The 17,092-nt window shown below is 65.8% G+C and carries 15 protein-coding genes; 11 read left to right on the top strand and 4 right to left on the bottom strand.

Annotation, left to right across the window (positions count from 1 at the left end; translation table 11 throughout):
- Window positions 1-37 precede the first annotated feature (37 nt).
- From tilS to thiD, 5 genes are all read left to right on the top strand, one after another.
- Window positions 38-1,213: a tRNA lysidine(34) synthetase TilS gene (gene tilS, locus GSQ92_RS15695; RefSeq protein WP_158802645.1), complete on the top strand. Its 1,176-nt coding sequence runs from the start codon at window positions 38-40 to the stop codon at window positions 1,211-1,213.
- 216 nt (window positions 1,214-1,429) lie between these two features.
- Window positions 1,430-3,349, top strand: coding sequence for an ATP-dependent zinc metalloprotease FtsH (gene ftsH, locus GSQ92_RS15690; protein ID WP_158802646.1), 1,920 nt, complete (start codon window positions 1,430-1,432; stop codon window positions 3,347-3,349).
- 579 nt (window positions 3,350-3,928) lie between these two features.
- Window positions 3,929-4,744, top strand: a complete 816-nt coding sequence (folP, locus tag GSQ92_RS15685) for a dihydropteroate synthase (protein WP_159013669.1) — start codon at window positions 3,929-3,931, stop codon at window positions 4,742-4,744.
- A gap of 89 nt (window positions 4,745-4,833) precedes the next feature.
- A complete protein-coding gene (gene glmM / locus GSQ92_RS15680) occupies window positions 4,834-6,216 on the top strand; it encodes a phosphoglucosamine mutase (RefSeq protein ID WP_158802649.1) in 1,383 nt (460 codons plus the stop codon).
- Entirely contained in the window at window positions 6,213-7,046 is an 834-nt protein-coding gene (thiD, locus tag GSQ92_RS15675; RefSeq protein ID WP_158802774.1) for a bifunctional hydroxymethylpyrimidine kinase/phosphomethylpyrimidine kinase, read from the top strand. Before glmM ends, thiD begins: the two co-directional genes overlap by 4 nt.
- On the opposite strand, the gene GSQ92_RS15670 is transcribed toward thiD, so the two are convergent.
- The 4 genes from GSQ92_RS15670 to GSQ92_RS15655 form a co-directional block, all read right to left on the bottom strand.
- Complete coding sequence (locus GSQ92_RS15670; protein WP_158802650.1) at window positions 7,021-7,743, bottom strand: LrgB family protein; 723 nt, start codon at window positions 7,741-7,743, stop codon at window positions 7,021-7,023. The two genes, thiD and GSQ92_RS15670, sit on opposite strands and share 26 nt — an antisense overlap.
- Window positions 7,740-8,135: a CidA/LrgA family protein gene (locus tag GSQ92_RS15665; RefSeq protein ID WP_158802651.1), complete on the bottom strand. Its 396-nt coding sequence runs from the start codon at window positions 8,133-8,135 to the stop codon at window positions 7,740-7,742. Before GSQ92_RS15665 ends, GSQ92_RS15670 begins: the two co-directional genes overlap by 4 nt.
- Before the next feature lie 649 nt (window positions 8,136-8,784).
- A complete protein-coding gene (locus GSQ92_RS15660) occupies window positions 8,785-9,381 on the bottom strand; it encodes a hypothetical protein (protein ID WP_158802652.1) in 597 nt (198 codons plus the stop codon).
- A gap of 118 nt (window positions 9,382-9,499) precedes the next feature.
- A complete protein-coding gene (locus GSQ92_RS15655; RefSeq protein WP_158802653.1) occupies window positions 9,500-10,057 on the bottom strand; it encodes a hypothetical protein in 558 nt (185 codons plus the stop codon).
- A gap of 216 nt (window positions 10,058-10,273) precedes the next feature.
- Here GSQ92_RS15655 and GSQ92_RS15650 point away from each other — a divergent pair, with 216 nt between their 5' ends.
- The 6 genes from GSQ92_RS15650 (at window position 10,274) to GSQ92_RS15625 (ending at window position 17,090) form a co-directional block, all read left to right on the top strand.
- Window positions 10,274-11,467: a phosphoserine transaminase gene (locus GSQ92_RS15650; RefSeq protein WP_158802654.1), complete on the top strand. Its 1,194-nt coding sequence runs from the start codon at window positions 10,274-10,276 to the stop codon at window positions 11,465-11,467.
- A gap of 5 nt (window positions 11,468-11,472) precedes the next feature.
- Window positions 11,473-13,059, top strand: coding sequence for a phosphoglycerate dehydrogenase (gene serA / locus GSQ92_RS15645; protein ID WP_158802655.1), 1,587 nt, complete (start codon window positions 11,473-11,475; stop codon window positions 13,057-13,059).
- Between the two features lie 13 nt (window positions 13,060-13,072).
- Entirely contained in the window at window positions 13,073-13,213 is a 141-nt protein-coding gene (locus GSQ92_RS15640; protein WP_158802656.1) for a hypothetical protein, read from the top strand.
- A 599-nt stretch (window positions 13,214-13,812) separates the two neighbouring features.
- Complete coding sequence (locus tag GSQ92_RS15635) at window positions 13,813-14,868, top strand: NAD(P)-dependent alcohol dehydrogenase (RefSeq protein WP_158802657.1); 1,056 nt, start codon at window positions 13,813-13,815, stop codon at window positions 14,866-14,868.
- A 348-nt stretch (window positions 14,869-15,216) separates the two neighbouring features.
- Complete coding sequence (locus GSQ92_RS15630; RefSeq protein ID WP_158802658.1) at window positions 15,217-16,215, top strand: glycosyl hydrolase family 8; 999 nt, start codon at window positions 15,217-15,219, stop codon at window positions 16,213-16,215.
- Entirely contained in the window at window positions 16,212-17,090 is an 879-nt protein-coding gene (locus GSQ92_RS15625) for a hypothetical protein (protein ID WP_158802659.1), read from the top strand. Before GSQ92_RS15630 ends, GSQ92_RS15625 begins: the two co-directional genes overlap by 4 nt.
- Window positions 17,091-17,092 lie beyond the last annotated feature (2 nt).

The following is a 17,092-nucleotide window of genomic DNA, read 5'->3' as shown; positions in this document are numbered from 1 at the left end:
CGGACCCTTCGGCCGGGCGCCACGCCTCGGGCTTGCGGTGTCGGGTGGGGCGGATAGCCTTGCTCTGGCCGTCCTAACCGCGGAGTGGATGGCGCCGCAGGGTGGGACGCTCTCCGCTTTTGTCGTCGATCATGGCTTGCGGCCGGAGGCTGGCGCAGAGGCTGAGGCTACCACCGCGACGCTTTCGCGTCTCAGCATCCCGGCGCGGATTCTGAAGCTCAAAGGGCTCGAACCTGGTCCCGGTTTGCCCGCACGGGCGCGCGCCGCGCGCTACGCCGCGCTCCAGGCGGCTTGCCGAGCCGATGGTATCCTCGACCTGCTGCTCGGCCACCACGCGGGGGATCAGGCCGAGACGGTGCTCATGAGGCGCGCCTCGGGCAGCGGACCAGCGGGTTTGGCGGCGATGGCCGCCTCTGTTCAGCTAGGCAATGTCAGACTCCTCCGCCCGCTGCTGACGGTGCCGCCGGGGCGACTGCGCGCGACCTTGCGCGAACGCGGCATCGGCTGGGCGGAGGACCCCACCAACAGCGATCGGCACTATCTGCGGCCCAGGCTGCGCGCGATGCGGTCGGATCCGGAGGGCGTAGGTGCCGAGACACTCAAGCTTTGTGAGGGCGCTTTCGCAGGTGGCCGAGAGAGGCGCACGGAGGAAACGCACACGGCACAGTGGCTCGCCAGCCATGCCACGATCCGGCCCGAGGGATTCGCGATCCTGCCCGCCGGTCCCTGGCCCGCCAACGCCCTGGCCGCGGTGTTGCGGATCTGCGTCGGAGGGCTCTACGCACCCGCAACTCAGCCCGTCGCGGCCCTGGCTGCCGCGCCCCAGGCCGCTTGTCTGGGCGGCGCGCGACTTGTGCCGGCGGGGCGCATGGGACCCGGCTTCCTCGTGCTGCGGGAGGCCGCCGCCATGGCGCCACCGGTTCCCGCCACCGCTGGCGCTGCCTGGGACGACAGGTTCCGGCGGATCGCCGAGGATGCCGCACTGCCGATGGAGACGATCGGCGCGCTCGGAAAGGATGCCGTGCGTTTCCGGCGTTTGAGCGAACTCCCCGCCGTTTTGCTTGCAACTCTGCCCGCTTTCCGTCACGACGGGGTCGTGGTCGCGGTCCCCGCGCTCGGCTGGTCCGCTGCGCCAGCGCCACAGGGAAGGCGGCTGGTCTTCGCGCCGGCCCAGCCAGTGGCGGGAGCAGCCTTTAGCCATGCCATGATGTAGACGCATGGTCTAAGAAGATTCGTGCTGTGCTTCCGGGGATGCAGCGAAGTCCAAGACGTCCTATGTTAGGATGACGATGTGCAAAACCATGCGATTTGCCCTTGCATTAGGGCAGCGGAAACCCGGACCATCGGGAGGATACCCTCCTGAGGGAGGCCTGGACGGCGGCGGCCAACGCCCGATCCTTGCACTAGCGGCCAGGAACTGGATGTCGTGATGAGCAATTTCGGTCGAAACCTCGCCCTTTGGGTGGTCATCGCCTTGCTTCTGGTGGTGCTGTTCAACCTGTTCCAGCCTGGGACGACGCATAGCAATGCGACCCAGATGGCCTATTCTGATTTCCTCAGCCAGGTGAAGCAGGGCAACGTCAAGGACGTCGTGATCCAGGACCGCAATGTCTCGGGCGACCTCAAGGACGGCCGCAACTTCGAGACCTATACGCCGAACGACCCCAGCCTGGTCGAGACGCTGACGGCCAAGGACGTGCACGTCGTCGCCAAGCCGCCAGATGCCGATAGCAACCCGCTGCTGCATTATCTGCTGTCGTGGTTCCCGATGCTGCTGCTCGTCGGCGTGTGGGTCTTCTTCATGCGCCAGATGCAGTCCGGCGGCGGACGCGCCATGGGCTTCGGCAAGTCCCGCGCCAGGTTGCTGACCGAGAAGCAGGGCCGCGTCACCTTCGAGGATGTCGCCGGCATCGAGGAGGCCAAGACCGAACTCGGAGAGATCGTCGAGTTCCTGAAGGACCCCCAGAAATTCCAGCGCCTCGGCGGCAAAATCCCCAAGGGCGTGCTGCTGGTCGGCCCGCCCGGCACCGGCAAGACGCTTCTGGCCCGCGCCATCGCGGGTGAGGCGAACGTGCCATTCTTCACCATTTCCGGCTCCGACTTCGTCGAGATGTTCGTCGGCGTCGGCGCCAGCCGCGTGCGTGACATGTTCGAGCAGGGCAAGAAGAGCGCGCCCTGCATCATCTTCATCGACGAAATCGACGCTGTCGGCCGCCATCGCGGCGCCGGTCTCGGCGGCGGCAATGACGAGCGTGAGCAGACCCTCAACCAGCTTTTGGTCGAGATGGACGGGTTCGAGAGCAACGAGGGCGTGATCCTCATCGCCGCCACCAACCGGCCTGACGTGCTGGATACGGCGCTGCTGCGCCCCGGCCGCTTCGACCGCCAGGTGGTGGTGCCAAACCCCGACGTGAATGGCCGCGAGCGGATCCTGCGCGTGCATATGCGCAAGGTGCCGCTGGCCGCCGATGTCGATCCGAAGGTGATTGCCCGTGGCACGCCTGGCTTCTCGGGCGCCGATCTCGCCAACCTGGTCAACGAGGGCGCGCTGCTGGCCGCCCGCCGCTCCAAGCGCGTCGTCGCGATGGCCGAGTTCGAGGACGCCAAGGACAAGGTCATGATGGGCGCCGAGCGCCGCAGCCTGGTCATGAGCGAGGCCGAGAAGCGTATGACGGCCTATCACGAGGCAGGCCATGCCCTCTGCGCCATGCACGAGCCGGAATGCGACCCGGTCCATAAGGCCACCATCATCCCGCGCGGCCGTGCGCTTGGCCTGGTGATGAGCCTGCCGGAAGGCGACCGCTATTCGAAGAGCAAGTCCAAGCTGCTCGGCGAGCTGACCATGGCGATGGGCGGCCGCGCGGCCGAGGAGATCGTGTTCGGCGCGGACAAGGTGTCCAACGGCGCTTCGGGCGATATCAAGATGGCGACCGACCAGTCCCGCCGGATGATCACCGAATGGGGCATGAGCGATAAGCTCGGCATGATCGCTTACGGCGATAACGGGCAGGAGCTGTTTTTGGGTCACTCCGTGACGCAGCACAAGAACGTCTCGGAAGTGACGGCACGCGAGATCGACAGCGAGATCAAGAGCATCATCGACGCGGCGTACGGCAAGGCGAAGACGATCCTCACCGTCCATCTCGACGAGCTCCATGCGATCGCGCGCGCCTTGCTGGAATTCGAGACGCTCTCGGGCGAGGAAATTCGCGGCATCATGCGGGGTGACCCAGTGATCCGCACGCCGGTAGACGAGCTGCCACCGCCGGAAAGCCGCCGCAGTTCGGTGCCATCCTCGGGCCGCGCGGCGCCCCCGGTTTCCCCTGGTCAGGCACCGCAGCCAGCTTGAATCAGTAGCCCCGGGGCTGGCCAGGCGTTAGCCCCGTCTTCCTATTCCGCCGGGGCGAGTTCTGTCGCGAAGTTGGCCCTGGGCGCGGCGCAACAGGGAACTGAGGACGGCGTGGCGGCCCGGCGGAGTTTGGATCCGCCGCAGTATCGTCATCTTCCCGATTCAAAGCCCTAGTCGCAGCGAAGAAAGTTGCCCTAGTCGCAGCGAAGAAAGTTGCGGCCAGGCTCGCGACGATGGCGACCCCGGTGAGCACCGACCCAACGATAGCGGCCGTCGCGATCACGCCGTCTTTCTGTTCAGGCGGGGTCACGGTGCTGTCCTTCGCGCTGCGAGGAGGATAGGGCCGACGCCCGCTGGAGGGCGACGTCGCGCCAGCTCCGAGGCTGGGCACGAGTTCGAATGGTGGAGGCGAGGGATCCGACAATCGTTGCCCAGCTTGCGAACCCCAGCGATTGGTTTGATCGATTCTTTGCATGTGCTTCTCCATGATTGCGCGGCCGACCTACAGCAGCAGGATGAAGGGTCTATGATGGGACCGCGCTCGATGGTCGGCGCCTCTGCCTGGTCTCTCCGATCGCAATGATACGCTGGGCCGGGTTCGACCTCAGTGCTCCGCGCGTGATGGGCATTCTCAACGTCACGCCCGACAGCTTTAGCGATGGTGGCCGCCGGGCGACCGCCGAAACCGCCGTTGCCGCCGGACGTGCGATGCTGAATGCCGGCGCGGATATCCTCGACATCGGCGGGGAGAGCACGCGGCCGGGTGCGGAGCCTGTGGCGCCCGATGCAGAACGGGCCCGCATCCTGCCAGTGATCCAAGCGCTGGCCGAGGTGGGTGCCGTCATCTCCGTCGATACGCGAAACGCCACCACCATGGCGGCGGCGCTCGCGACGGGGGCGCGGATCGTCAATGATGTCTCGGCGCTTGCTCATGACGGTGACGCGGCGCGGGTCGTCGCCGAGCATGGCGCACCGGTCGTGCTCATGCATATGCGCGGCACGCCCGCGACCATGCAGTACCTCGCGGATTATGAGGATGTCGGTGCCGAGGTCGCGGCGGAGATTTCCCACCGTATCGTCGCGGCCGAGATTGCCGGAATCTCGCGTGCTGCGATCGCGCTGGATCCCGGCATTGGCTTCGCTAAGACGGGACAACAGAATATTGCCTTGCTGCGCAGTCTTAGCCCGCTGGCGGATCTCGGATTTCCCCTCGTCGTCGGTGTCTCGCGCAAAGGCTTTATCGGCACCCTATCTAACGAGCCAGTCGCCGCCCGTCGCCTCGGAGGGTCCATCGCCGGCGCGCTTTTCGCTCTTACGCAAGGTGCTCGCGTTCTTCGGGTGCATGACGTGGCGGAGACGGTGCAGGCGGTGCGGGTCTGGCAAGCGCTAGCGTAAGGGGAGACGGCACCCCGCCCGCTCCCGGGTTTGCCACAGACGACGGGAGCCAGCTAAACCGGCGCAGGACTCCAGAGGTTCATGCACCCATGAGCGATACTTCCTCCCCAATCCGGAAACTCTTCGGCACGGACGGGATTCGTGGCCAGGCCAATAGCTATCCGATGACCGCGGAAACCGCGCTCTGCCTCGGCCAGGCAGCCGGGCTCATGTTCACCCGCGGCGCGCATCGCCATCAGGTTCTGATCGGCAAGGATACGCGGCTGTCCGGCTATATGATCGAGCAGGCGTTGACCGCCGGCTTCCTCGCCGCCGGGATGGATGTGATCCTCGCCGGGCCGCTGCCGACGCCGGCAATCGCGATGCTCACCCGCAGCCTGCGCGCCGATCTCGGCGTGATGATCTCCGCCTCGCACAACCCGTTCGAGGACAACGGCATCAAGCTGTTTGGCCCGGACGGGGTGAAGCTCTCCGATGCGCGGGAAGCCGAGATCGAGGCCATGATGGAGAGCGACCTGCGCTCCCGACTGGCCTCTCCAGATGCCCTCGGCCGCGCTCGGCGGCTGAACGATGCGGGCGGGCGGTACATCGAAGGCGTCAAGGCGACCTTTCCGCGCGGCCTGAGGCTCGACGGGCTCAAGATCGTGGTCGATTGCGCCCACGGCGCCGCCTACCGCGTGGCGCCGACCGCGCTGTGGGAACTCGGCGCGCATGTCATCCCGATGGGCGTCGCGCCGGACGGCTTCAACATCAACAAGGGCTGCGGTTCCACGGTGCCCGACCAGCTTTGCGCCGCGGTGGTGGAGCATGGCGCCGATCTCGGCATCGCGCTGGATGGCGATGCGGACCGGCTGATCCTCGCCGACGAACACGGCGAGATCATCGACGGCGACCAGATCCTCGCCCTGATCGCGCGCTCCTGGTTCAAGGATGACCGCCTTGCCGGCAATGGCATCGTGGCGACCGTGATGTCCAACCTTGGGCTGCAGCATTTCCTGCGCGACCTCGGGCTGGATCTGCATCGCACCAAAGTCGGCGATCGCTATGTGGCCGAGCGCATGCGCGCTCTGGGCATCAACCTGGGCGGCGAACAGTCTGGCCATGTGATCCTGTCGGATTTCTCAACGACCGGGGACGGGCTGGTGGCGGCGCTGCAGGTGCTGGCTGTGCTGGTGCGGCAGGGACGGCCGGCCTCGGAAGTGTGCCGGGTGTTCACGCCCTCGCCGCAGCTGCTCCGCAATGTGCGCTTCGGCGGCGCCACGCCGCTGGACGATCCGCGCGTGAAGGCGGCTATCCTGGAGGCGGAAGCGGAGTTGGAACCGGCGGGCCGCCTGCTCATCCGCCCCAGCGGGACGGAGCCGCTGATCCGCGTCATGGCGGAAAGCCACGACCAGGCGCTGATCACCCGCATCGTCGGCGAACTCTGCGAACTCATCGCGACGGTCGCCCGCACGCCGGAGACGGCGGCCTGATCCCGCGCGTTCTCGTCATCGCCGGATCCGATAGCGGCGGCGGGGCGGGGATACAGGCGGACCTCAAGACCGTCATGGCGCTGGGCGGCTACGCCATGACGGCGATCACAGCGCTCACGGCGCAAAATACGCGCGGCGTCTCGGGCGTATTGGGCGTGCCGCCGGATTTTTTGCGCGCGCAGCTCGACAGCGTGATGGGCGATATCGGCGCCGATGCCATCAAGACCGGGATGCTGCCGGATGCGGCGGCGATCTCAGTCGTCGTCGACTTCCTGGCGGCGTGGGGGGCCGGCCTGCCGGTCGTGGTCGATCCTGTCATGGTCGCGACCAGCGGCGACCGGCTGCAGGCGAGCGAGGCCGTGGCCGCGTTGCGCGACAGCCTGATCCCCCACGCCACGCTCATCACTCCCAATATCCCGGAAGCAGCGCTGCTGTTGGGCTCGCCCATCACCGATACGGCGGGACAGCGCGCGGCGGCCGTGGCCTTGCTGGCGCTCGGCTGCGAGGCTGTGCTGGTGAAGGGTGGCCATCTCGAAGGCGCAGTGCTGACGGATGTGCTGGCGACCCCCGGCGGCGTGACCCTTTATGAGGGCCCGCGCATCGACACCACCAGCACTCATGGCACCGGCTGCACGCTCGCTAGCGCCATCGCCACCGGCCTAGCCGCAGGACTCAGGCTGGACGCGGCGATCCGGCAGGCGCGCGCCTATGTGGCGGCGGCTTTGCACGCGGCTCCCGGCCTGGGCGGTGGGCATGGGCCGCTCGGCCATGAGGTGACCGTGGATCCCGCGCGCATCGCGGCGCTCACAGACCCAGCGCTCGGAGAATGATCGGCGCCAGGATCGCGGTCAGCAGCGCATTCAGCCCCATGGCGATGCCGGCGAAGGTGCCCGCGATCGGGTGAACCTGGAAGGCTCGCGCAGTGCCGATGCCGTGGGAGGCGACACCCACCGCGAAGCCCCGCGCTCTCCAATCCTTGATACCGAGCGCGTTCATCAGCGGCGTCACGATGATGGCGCCCAGGATTCCGGTGATGATCACCATCACCGCCGTCAGCACCGCGTCTCCGCCGAGCGAATTGGAGACGCCCATAGCCACCGCCGCTGTCACCGATTTCGGTGCGATGGAGACCAGCACCAGCTTCGGTAGCCCGAAGGCGCGGGCGATCAGCACCGCCGACAGGATGGCTGTGACGCTCCCGGCGAACAGCGCCAGACCCATCGGCAACAGCGAGCCGCGCACGATGGCGCGGTTCTCGTAAAGCGGAAAGGCCAGCGCCACCGTCGCGGGCCCGAGCAGGAAATGCACGAACTGGGCGCCCGCGAAATAGGTCGGATATGGCGTGTGGGTCAGCAGCAGGATCACCGCGATGACGGCTATCGCGATCAGCACCGGATTGGCGAGCGGATTGCGCCGCATCGCAGCGGAAAGCCGGTCGGCGCCGGCATAGGCGAGCAAGGTCAGGGTCAGCCACAGGAGCGGTGTGCGCGAGAGATAGACCCAGAGGCCGAGATCGACCGCGCTCACTGCATGATCTCCGCCGTATCGTCGTCTCGCGTCAGCAACCGCGAGGCGAGGCGGAAGGCGGCGAGGCTCACCAGCATGGTGATGACGGTGGAGGCGATCACCGCCACCGCCAACGCCAATCCGTAGCGCTCAAACAACCCCAGCCGTTCCACCACCCCGACGCCGGCCGGCACAAAGAGCAGCGACAGGTTCTGCAGCAGCCCGCGGCAGACGGCGGCCAGCGAGCCGTTCCGCATCTCACGTGGCAGGAAAACCAGCCGCTCCCGCAGGAGCAAGAGCCCGAAGAGCAGCATCATGCCGATGACAGGCCCCGGCACCGGCAACCTAGCGGCACGCGCCATCGCCTCCCCAGCGAGCTGACACAGCAGGAGGAGGCAGAGGCTGACGATCATGGTCGGAATCCCCTGGACCGCGGCTGAGGAGCCGGAAGGGTGCGCTTCTCTCTGGCCGCAGGCTACTGGGATGTGTTCCAGGTCCGGCAGGATCGCTGCTGGATGCTGATTTTAGTTCCCGGGAAGGCGCTGTGTTCTCAGCCATCGGCTGGGAAGAGGCCCCGGCAGCAACGAACCCCCTCGGATATCGCCGTGATAGATGAGACGAGGTTCGCCTGAGTGCCTGTATTAAGCGCGGTTCATGAGACTCCTCAGGATGTTACCGTCTTTGGGGGGGGCGACGCGCGCCCAGCGCTAGCAGCCTCGGACGCCGATTTAGATTTGCCTCGCGCCGTGAACGATTCTGCCGGGACTGTTGAGTGGCTTTCTCGAGACCTACCGAGATTGACTTTCATGGTTTTCGACCGATCGGTTTAACGCCCGGCTGCGGACCATCCGCGCCAGTGACGTACCGATGTCGTATCGTTTAATTTCTCAAATAGACCTAAGAGCGCAGCTCCGCCGCTACTTCGAAACCAAATTCAGAAGTCTGTGGCTATATCGGACCGAACCATCGGGCCTTCCGCGTAAGTCGCGAGCGAGCGCGCACGGGAGCACTGCGGCCTTATTCGATCACAGCCACAAACCGCGAAGGTAGCGTCCGTATTCCTCAAACCTCACGCAATAGCACTGCTTCCGCGATGTCGGTTGCGCTCGATTGACTGGCGGCAGTGGGCTGGCCTGAGAGGCAATAGCAGCCCAGGCGGTAGACCCCGTAAGCGGAGGCGGAGGCGGAGGCGACAACGGCGGCCGATAATACCATCGGGGTCAGGAAGGCTGCGCTCGGGTCCGTCCCGGACGGCACCGCGGCTGTGACGTTATATGGACCAGGTGTGGTTGAGGCTGAAAGTCCCAGCGTCCCATTTGTCCCGGCGAGATAACCGGCCGTCACCATTGGGAGGAAGTTGCTTCCGATCCAGGCGGCGACGTCGACCGTCGATTTGGGCAGAACTTGAGGCCAACTGCAGACTTTCCACCGGCAATATTTGCCGGGCCCCCTGGCCGTCGTCGATGCCGTCACCGGCAGGCGCGTCGTCGTTGCTGGTCGCCAGGCCTCCGGGGGCCAGCGCCCGCCGAGCATTTCCGCCGGGAGGTGCGTGTCGTAATCGAAGGGACCGGGTGGCCCACCTCTCACCACCCAATGGTCGTTCCTGCCGTCCTCTCCCCTCGGAGAGGAGTGAGCGGGCCAAGGGCGTCCAACTGGCATGATGCAACTCCTGAGACACCACCTCTTTTGCTGATCAGCTACCGAAATTTTGGTTAAGACTCACGTCGCGCGACGCCTTTCTTCTGAGCTTGTGAACCGCGAGAGAAGGTTCGGTTCGTCAGACGGTGGGCAGTTGAAGCGGCACGGCTTCCGCGGCGACTTGAGGTCGGGCGCCGGGATTGCCTGCCGTGGTGGAAGAGCCATATGCATAACTCCAGGCACAGTGTGCGGCGTAGGCTCCGAGTACGAGGGGCGGCAAAATAAGCAGCGGCAGGAAGGCGGGATTCACGCCCGCGGCGGGCGCCGCTGGGGCCGTGCCGTTATTCGGACTGGGACCCAGAAGACCCTGCGTGCCGCTCAGGTAGCCGGCCGGATCCGTCAGAGCCGAGGTGAGACCGCCTGCCGCCCAACCAGCGACGTCGGCGGCCGATTTGGGAAGCAGCGGATAATTGCAAATCTTCTGCAGACAGGGTCTCCGCCAGGCCCGGAGCCACGTAGCCCGCGGAGGCGTAGTCACCCGCCGAGTGGTGGTCGGCGGCCTTTGAAACCCCACCCCGATATACGAGGCGGTATCGTCGAGATCGGGGGGGCCGACTTCAATTCTCGATTGGCTGCCACCGGAGTTGCTGCCTCCTGTCTGAGAGCCCGAACCGGGCCAGGGCGATCCTAAGGGCATGATTCAATTCCTGAGACTTGATCCGTTGTGACGATCCATTGGGTAAATTTTGGTTAACATCTTGACATAACGAATGGTTCGTTAAGGGCGTCGCAAGCCAAATCACATGGGTGATCTCTACAACCGGTGCTTGCTGCCTCGCGTCGCTTTGGCTACATCCGGTGGCGGGTCACGCCCCCCCACCGGGGCGCTTCTCTTCTGAAAGGGAGAGCTTCTATGGCATCCGCCCACGGCATTCCGCGTCCTGCAACGCGCCCCAATAATCCCGATTTTTCGTCCGGTCCCTGCGCCAAGCGGCCCGGCTTCTCGCTCGACGCATTGTCTGGCGCCATGCTCGGCCGCAGCCACCGGGCCGCCGAGCCCAAGGCGCGCATCGTCGAGGTCATCAGCCGCTCCCGCGCCCTGCTCGGCATGCCGGCGGAGTGGAAGCTCGGGGTGGTGCCGGCCTCCGACACCGGCGCGGTCGAGATGGCGATGTGGTCGATGCTCGGCGAGCGGCCGGTCGATGTGCTGGCGCATGAGAGTTTTTCCGAGGGCTGGGCGACCGACATCGTCAAGCAGCTCAAGCTCGCCGATGCGCGCATCATCACCGCCCCCTATGGCGCGCTGCCGGAGTTGAGCGTGGTCAACCCGACGCATGATGTCGTGCTCGCCTGGAACGGCACTACCTCGGGCGTGAAATTCCCCGACGGCGACTGGATCGCGGCCGATCGCGCGGGCTTGGTGATCTGCGACGCGACCTCGGCCGCCTTCGCCATGGACCTGCCCTGGAACAAGCTCGATGTCGTGACCTGGTCGTGGCAGAAGGTGCTGGGTGGCGAGGCGGCGCATGGCATGCTGGCGCTGTCGCCGCGTGCCGTAGCCCGGCTCGAAAACTACAAGCCGCCGCGGCCTCTGCCGAAGATCTTTCGCCTCACCAGTGGCGGCAAGCTGATCGAGGGGATCTTCAAGGGCGAGACGATCAACACGCCCTCTATGCTCTGCGTCGAGGATGCGCTGGACGGGTTGCGCTGGGCGGAAAGCATTGGCGGACTCCCTGCGCTGATCGCCCGCAGCGCGTCCAATCTCGAAGCCGTCGCCGAATGGGTGGCGCGGAGCGACTGGGCGGCTTTCCTGGCGGGGGATCCCTCCATCCGATCCTCCACCGCGATCTGCCTCACGATCAAAGCGCCCTGGTCCACGGCGCTCTCGCCCGAGGCGCAGGCCAAGGCCGCGAAGCGGCTGGCGGCACTGCTCGATACCGAGGGAGTCGCCTACGACATCGCCTCCTATCGCGACGCTCCGCCGGGGCTGCGTATCTGGGGCGGCGCCACCGTCGAGCGCGGCGATATCGTCGCGTTGCTGCCATGGCTCGACTGGGCCGCGTCTCAGCTCGCCGCCGAACACGTCCCCCATACGGCCGCGGAGTAAGCGCTATGCCCAAGGTTCTCATCGCCGATAAGCTTTCGCCTGCCGCCATCGAGATCTTTCGCGTCCGGGGCATCGAGGCCGATGTGAAGGTCGGTCTCGCGCCCGCCGAGCTGCGCGAGATCATCGGCGGCTATGACGGCCTCGCCATCCGCTCCGCGACGAAAGTGACCAAGGAGCTGCTGGAAGCGGCGCCCGACCTCAAAGTGGTGGGCCGCGCCGGGATCGGGGTTGATAATGTCGATGTGAAGGCCGCGACCGCGAATGGCGTCGTGGTCATGAACACGCCCTTCGGCAATGCGATCACCACGGCCGAACATGCCATCGCCATGATGTTCGCCCTCGCCCGCCAATTGCCGGAGGCGAGCGCCTCCACCAAGGCCGGCAAGTGGGAGAAGAACCGCTTCCTCGGCGTCGAGCTGACGGCCAAAACGCTGGGGCTGATCGGCTGCGGCAATATCGGCTCGATCGTCGCCGATCGCGCGCTGGGGCTAAAGATGAAGGTGCTCGCTTACGATCCGTTCCTCACGGATAAGCGCGCGCTGGAGCTTGGCATCGAGAAGGCGGATCTGCCGACGCTTTTTGCCCGCGCCGATTTCATCACGCTGCATACGCCGCTGGTTGAGGGCACGCGCAATATTGTAGACGCAGCCGCCATCTCCGCGATGAAACCCGGCGTGCGCATCGTCAATTGCGCGCGCGGCGGGCTAGTCGATGAAGCGGCTTTGGTCGAGGGGCTAAGGTCGGGCCATGTCGCCGGCGCCGCGCTGGATGTTTTCGAAATCGAGCCGGCGACGGAAAACCCGCTTTTCGCTTTCGACAATGTTGTCTGCACGCCGCATCTGGGCGCCGCCACCACCGAGGCGCAGGAGAATGTGGCGCTTCAGGTCGCCGAGCAGATGAGCGATTACCTGCTGACGGGCGCTGTGACCAATGCGATCAACCTGCCCGCCATCTCGGCCGAGGACGCGCCGCGGGTGCGGCCCTACATGGATCTGTGCCGTCTGCTCGGGGCTTTCGCGGGTCAGCTCACGCGGGCGCAGGATGGCGTCATCAACCGCGTGTCGGTGGAATATGAGGGCGCGGTCGCCGGGCTGAACCATCGTCCGCTGACGGCGGCGGCCCTTGCCGGGCTGATGGCGCCGATGATCACCGGCGCCAATATGGTCAATGCGCCGGTGCTGGCGCGGGAGCGCGGCATCGAGGTGGCGGAGACGGTGAACGACCGCCAGAGCGAATATCAGACGCTGGTGCGCATCACGGTGAGCACCGGCACTCAGGAGCGGTCGGTTGCCGGCACATTGTTTGCCGGTTCGCGCCCCCGCCTCGTCGATATCAAGGGCATTCCGGTGGAGGCGAATTTCAGCCGCCACATGCTGTATGTCACGAACCAGGACAAGCCGGGCTTCATCGGCCGCTTCGGTGCGACTTTGGCAGGGGCCGGGATCAATATCGCGACCTTCCATCTTGGCCGGTCGGAGGCTGGGGGCGACGCGATCTGTCTGGTTTCGGTGGATGAGCCGGTGCCGGAGGATGTTCTGGCGATGGTCCGCACCTTGCCGCTTGTGGTGCAGGCGACGTCTCTCTCCTTCTGACGGGGCGCGGGTGATGGATAACGGCAACAAGGCGGCGCTGGCGGTATTGGTGGGGATCATGCTCGTGATCCTCGGCATCTGGCTCGCCTTCCCCGCCCTCACCCGCTACACGCAGCGCCAGGATTGCATCGCGGTCGGGCGCACGAATTGTTGAGTCTTGCCTAGGCGTCACATCCTGAACGCCACTTTTGTAGGAAGGCACCTTCGGCAGACGCCATTGAGGTCCTCTAAAACTCTCGTTCCTGCTCAGCTTTGCACGTTTCCGTTCGGCAATTCTGGCAAGAACTGATGGGGAAGCACCCCATTTTCTGATGCCTGCGCTGAGACGGCCAGTTTTTGCAGATTTGTGAACCACCGCGCCGCAGCGCCAATGTTCTGGTGGATGATCTGGCCGGGAGGAGGAACCGCATGGATGGTCCCGGGTGGCGGGTTGCTTAGGTTGTAGATGTAGACGGGCGTCTGCCCGAACCACGACGGCCCGGCTGGGTCGTGTGGGTCGTCGCCTCGGATCCAGATTTCGAATCTCCTAGGGTCTCCATTGACCGGACTCATCGCCACCGACTCATTGGATTTTCCATACGATACGATACCGCAACTTAATTAGCGATTAAGCGAGTCCCTTTTCAGCCGCGCCGATGCGGTCCACACTGCACCCAGCGAAGCCCATGCGCGGACGGCGGCCTTCGGTAACGCCTCACCAGGTCTTTCCCCTCCAACGTCTTCGCCCGCATTTCTTCTAATGAGGATATCACCATGCTTGAATGCATCGGCTACGGCACCTCGGCCGCGACGAACCCCGTCGCGCCCATCAACTTCAACCGCCGCGACGTCGGGCCAAAGGATGTCCAGGTCAAGATCGACTATTGCGGCGTCTGCCACTCGGACCTGCATCAGGTCCGCAACGAGTGGAAGAACACCACCTACCCCTGCATCCCCGGTCATGAAATCGTCGGCCATGTCACCAAGGTCGGCGCCGAGGTCACCAAGTTCAGCGTCGGCGATCATGTCGGCATCGGCTGTCTGGTCGGCTCCTGCGGCGACTGCGCGTCGTGCAACGACGGGCTCGAGAATTACTGCGACAAGGGCCTGCTGAACCCCACCTATAACGGCCAGGACCCGGTCATCGGCGGCCCGACCTTCGGCGGATACTCGAACCAGATCGTGGCGCCCGAGCATTTCATCCTGCGCATCCCCGCGGGCATGGATGCCGCCGGCGCCGCGCCTTTGCTCTGTGCCGGCATCACCACCTACTCGCCGCTGCGCCACTGGAAGGTGGGTCCGGGCATGAAGGTCGGCATCGTCGGCCTCGGCGGTCTCGGCCATATGGGCGTCAAGCTCGCCCATGCGATGGGCGCCCATGTGGTGCTGTTCACCACCAGCCCCGGCAAGACCGAGGACGCCAAGCGGCTCGGCGCGGATGAGGTCGTGGTCTCGAAGAACGAGGCGGAGATGGCGGCGCATAGCACCAGCTTCGACTTTATCCTGGACTGCGTGGCCGCCGATCACTCGATCGACACCTATCTGGGCCTCCTCAAGCGGGACGGCACCCTGACCCAGGTCGGCGCGCCCGAAAACCCGCTGCAGGTCGCGGCCTTCAGCCTGATCTTCAAGCGCCGCAATTTCGCGGGCTCGCTGATCGGTGGCCTGCCCGAGACCCAGGAGATGCTCGATTTCTGCGCCGAGAAGGGCATCACCGCCGATATCGAGATGATCCGCATGGACCAGATCGAGCAGGCCTATGCCCGGATGCTCAAGAGCGATGTGAAATATCGCTTCGTGATCGACATGGCCTCCCTCAAAGCCGCCTGACGGTCCGGCCGGGCGACACGGTCGCCCGGCCGCTCTAACTAACAATTCGGATACGCAATGTGCACGCCTTGGTTGAGCAAGTCTCCCAAGGCATTGATGCGGAACCTGTTGCGTAGAGGTTAACCTTCCGCCATAACTCATCTCATCGAATGATACGGTTAGTGAGTTCGTAGTAGTTCCTGTTCCTAATGGATTATATTTTGGACCGGCTCCGGCCGAATCGTGAAGAGGTTTATGCATTCGGTCCAGTTTGGTCGAGTTCAACCACCCGTTGAAGCTCCTTTTATACTTCGCCTGGTGAAGCGCCGGTCGCTAACCAACGCAGTATTATCGGCAGGCCTCTTGGGGATGCTCGACGGGCGATCCGCGGAGGCGCAGAGCTCCGCCGACTGGGCGGTTTTCAAGCAGCGCTTCGTCACATCCGATGGCCGGGTCGTCGATACCGGGAATAACGGGGTCTCCCATTCCGAGGGCCAATCCTACGGCATGCTCTTCGCCGTTTTTAACGACGACCAGGCGACCTTCGACTCCCTGAAGAACTGGACCAGCCGCGTCCTGCAGCACCGCGCGGATGCACTGCATTCCTGGCGCTACGTGCCGAATGCCGCCAACCATGTGCCCGACACCAATAACGCGACGGATGGCGATCTCGGCATCGCCTTGGCGCTTTCCCGTGCGGCAACGCGCTGGGGCCGGCCGGAGGACACCACGGCCGCCGTGGCGATCGCGCAGGATATCCGGCGCTACCTGATCGTGAATGCCGCCCGGCGGCTGGTGCTTTTGCCCGCACGGCTGGGCTTCGCCAGCAGGGCGGCCGTTACGGTCAACCTCTCCTATTACAATTTCGTGGCCTTCACCGAGATGGCGCGGATCGATCCGTCGCCGCTTTGGATGCTGCTCGGCGCCGACGGGCTGTCCCTGATCGCCGAGGCCCGCTTCGGACGCTGGCAGCTGCCGCCTGACTGGTTGACGATCAGCAGCACCGGCGTGGTTGGGATTTCCCCCCGCTGGGCGCCCCTCAGTTCCTTCGATGCGATCCGTGTGCCGCTGAACCTGGTGTGGAATCGCAGCCTATCCGCCGCGGTCTCGGGTGGTTTCGGCGCTTTCTGGACCACGGCCGCGGCCTATCAACCAGCCTGGGCGAATCTGGTGACGGATCAGGTGTCGCCCTATCCGGCGCCGAGCGGGCTGGTCGCGGTGCGGGACATCACGCTGCTATCCCCCGGCTACGCACCGAACCTGCCGAGCGTCGCCGACGCACCCGACTACTACTCGGCCTCGCTGATCCTTCTTTCACAGCTGGCATGGCGGGAAAGCCAGTCGGCCGGAACGGAGACCTCGCAATGACGGGCTCGCAAACCGACGTCGATCGCGTCATGGCCGCCTTCGGCACCACGCCGATCCCCTACCGGCCGAGCGCCCCCAAGAGCTTCAAGAGAGCCGCCGCCGAGAGCCGAAGTGCCGCACCCGCCGAGGGATCCCGCGCGGCGAGGGACATCGCGGCGTTGCTAGCCCCGGCGCCCGCTTCGACCGCGCCTCAGGGTGGCGAGCCAGGCGCGGGCGGCGCGATGTCGGAGGTTTTCCCGCTCATCGCTTTCGCGCTCCCCGAAGCGGGAGATCTCTACGTCGCGCCCGCCAATGGCCCGAAGCCACAAGCGCCGGCCCCCGTCGCGCCAAAAAAACTCGTCGCCGAGCCCAAGGCGGCGCCAAGCATCGCCGCCCCCCCTGTGGCGGAGCCTGTTGTCGCACAGCCGCCGGCACCAGCAGAGATCTTGGCCGCTTTGCCGGCGCGTCAAAGCTTCGCCTGGCCGCCGGCACCTGAGCCTCCGGCGCCCGAACCCCCGGCACCGATCGTCGCGGCGCCCGCGCCGATGCCTGTGGCCGCGCCAGTCGCAGCACCCCCGCAGCCTCCGCAACCGGCACAGCCCGCGTGGCCAAATTATCCGCAAGCAGCGCCCGCCATGACGCCCTACGGCATGCCGCCCCCGGGCTTCGTCTATCCGCCGAGCCACTACCCGCCACCCGGCCCCGGCGGCTGGCCGCAAGCGGTGGCGCCTTATCCCTATCCTCAGCCACCGGCCTATGGCGGCTGTTTTCCGCCGCCGCCGGCGCCTCCTCCGGTCGCGGAGCAGCCGCGCGCCGCGTCGCCCAGCCTCTCGGATGTCTTCGCGGCCTTGCAGCGCGTGCCCGGCCCTCGCCGGCCCGACGAGCCACGGCGATGACG

Source organism: Acidisoma sp. S159 (assembly GCF_009766125.1).
Lineage (GTDB): Bacteria > Pseudomonadota > Alphaproteobacteria > Acetobacterales > Acetobacteraceae > Acidisoma.
This window is presented reverse-complemented; position numbering and strand designations above follow the sequence as displayed.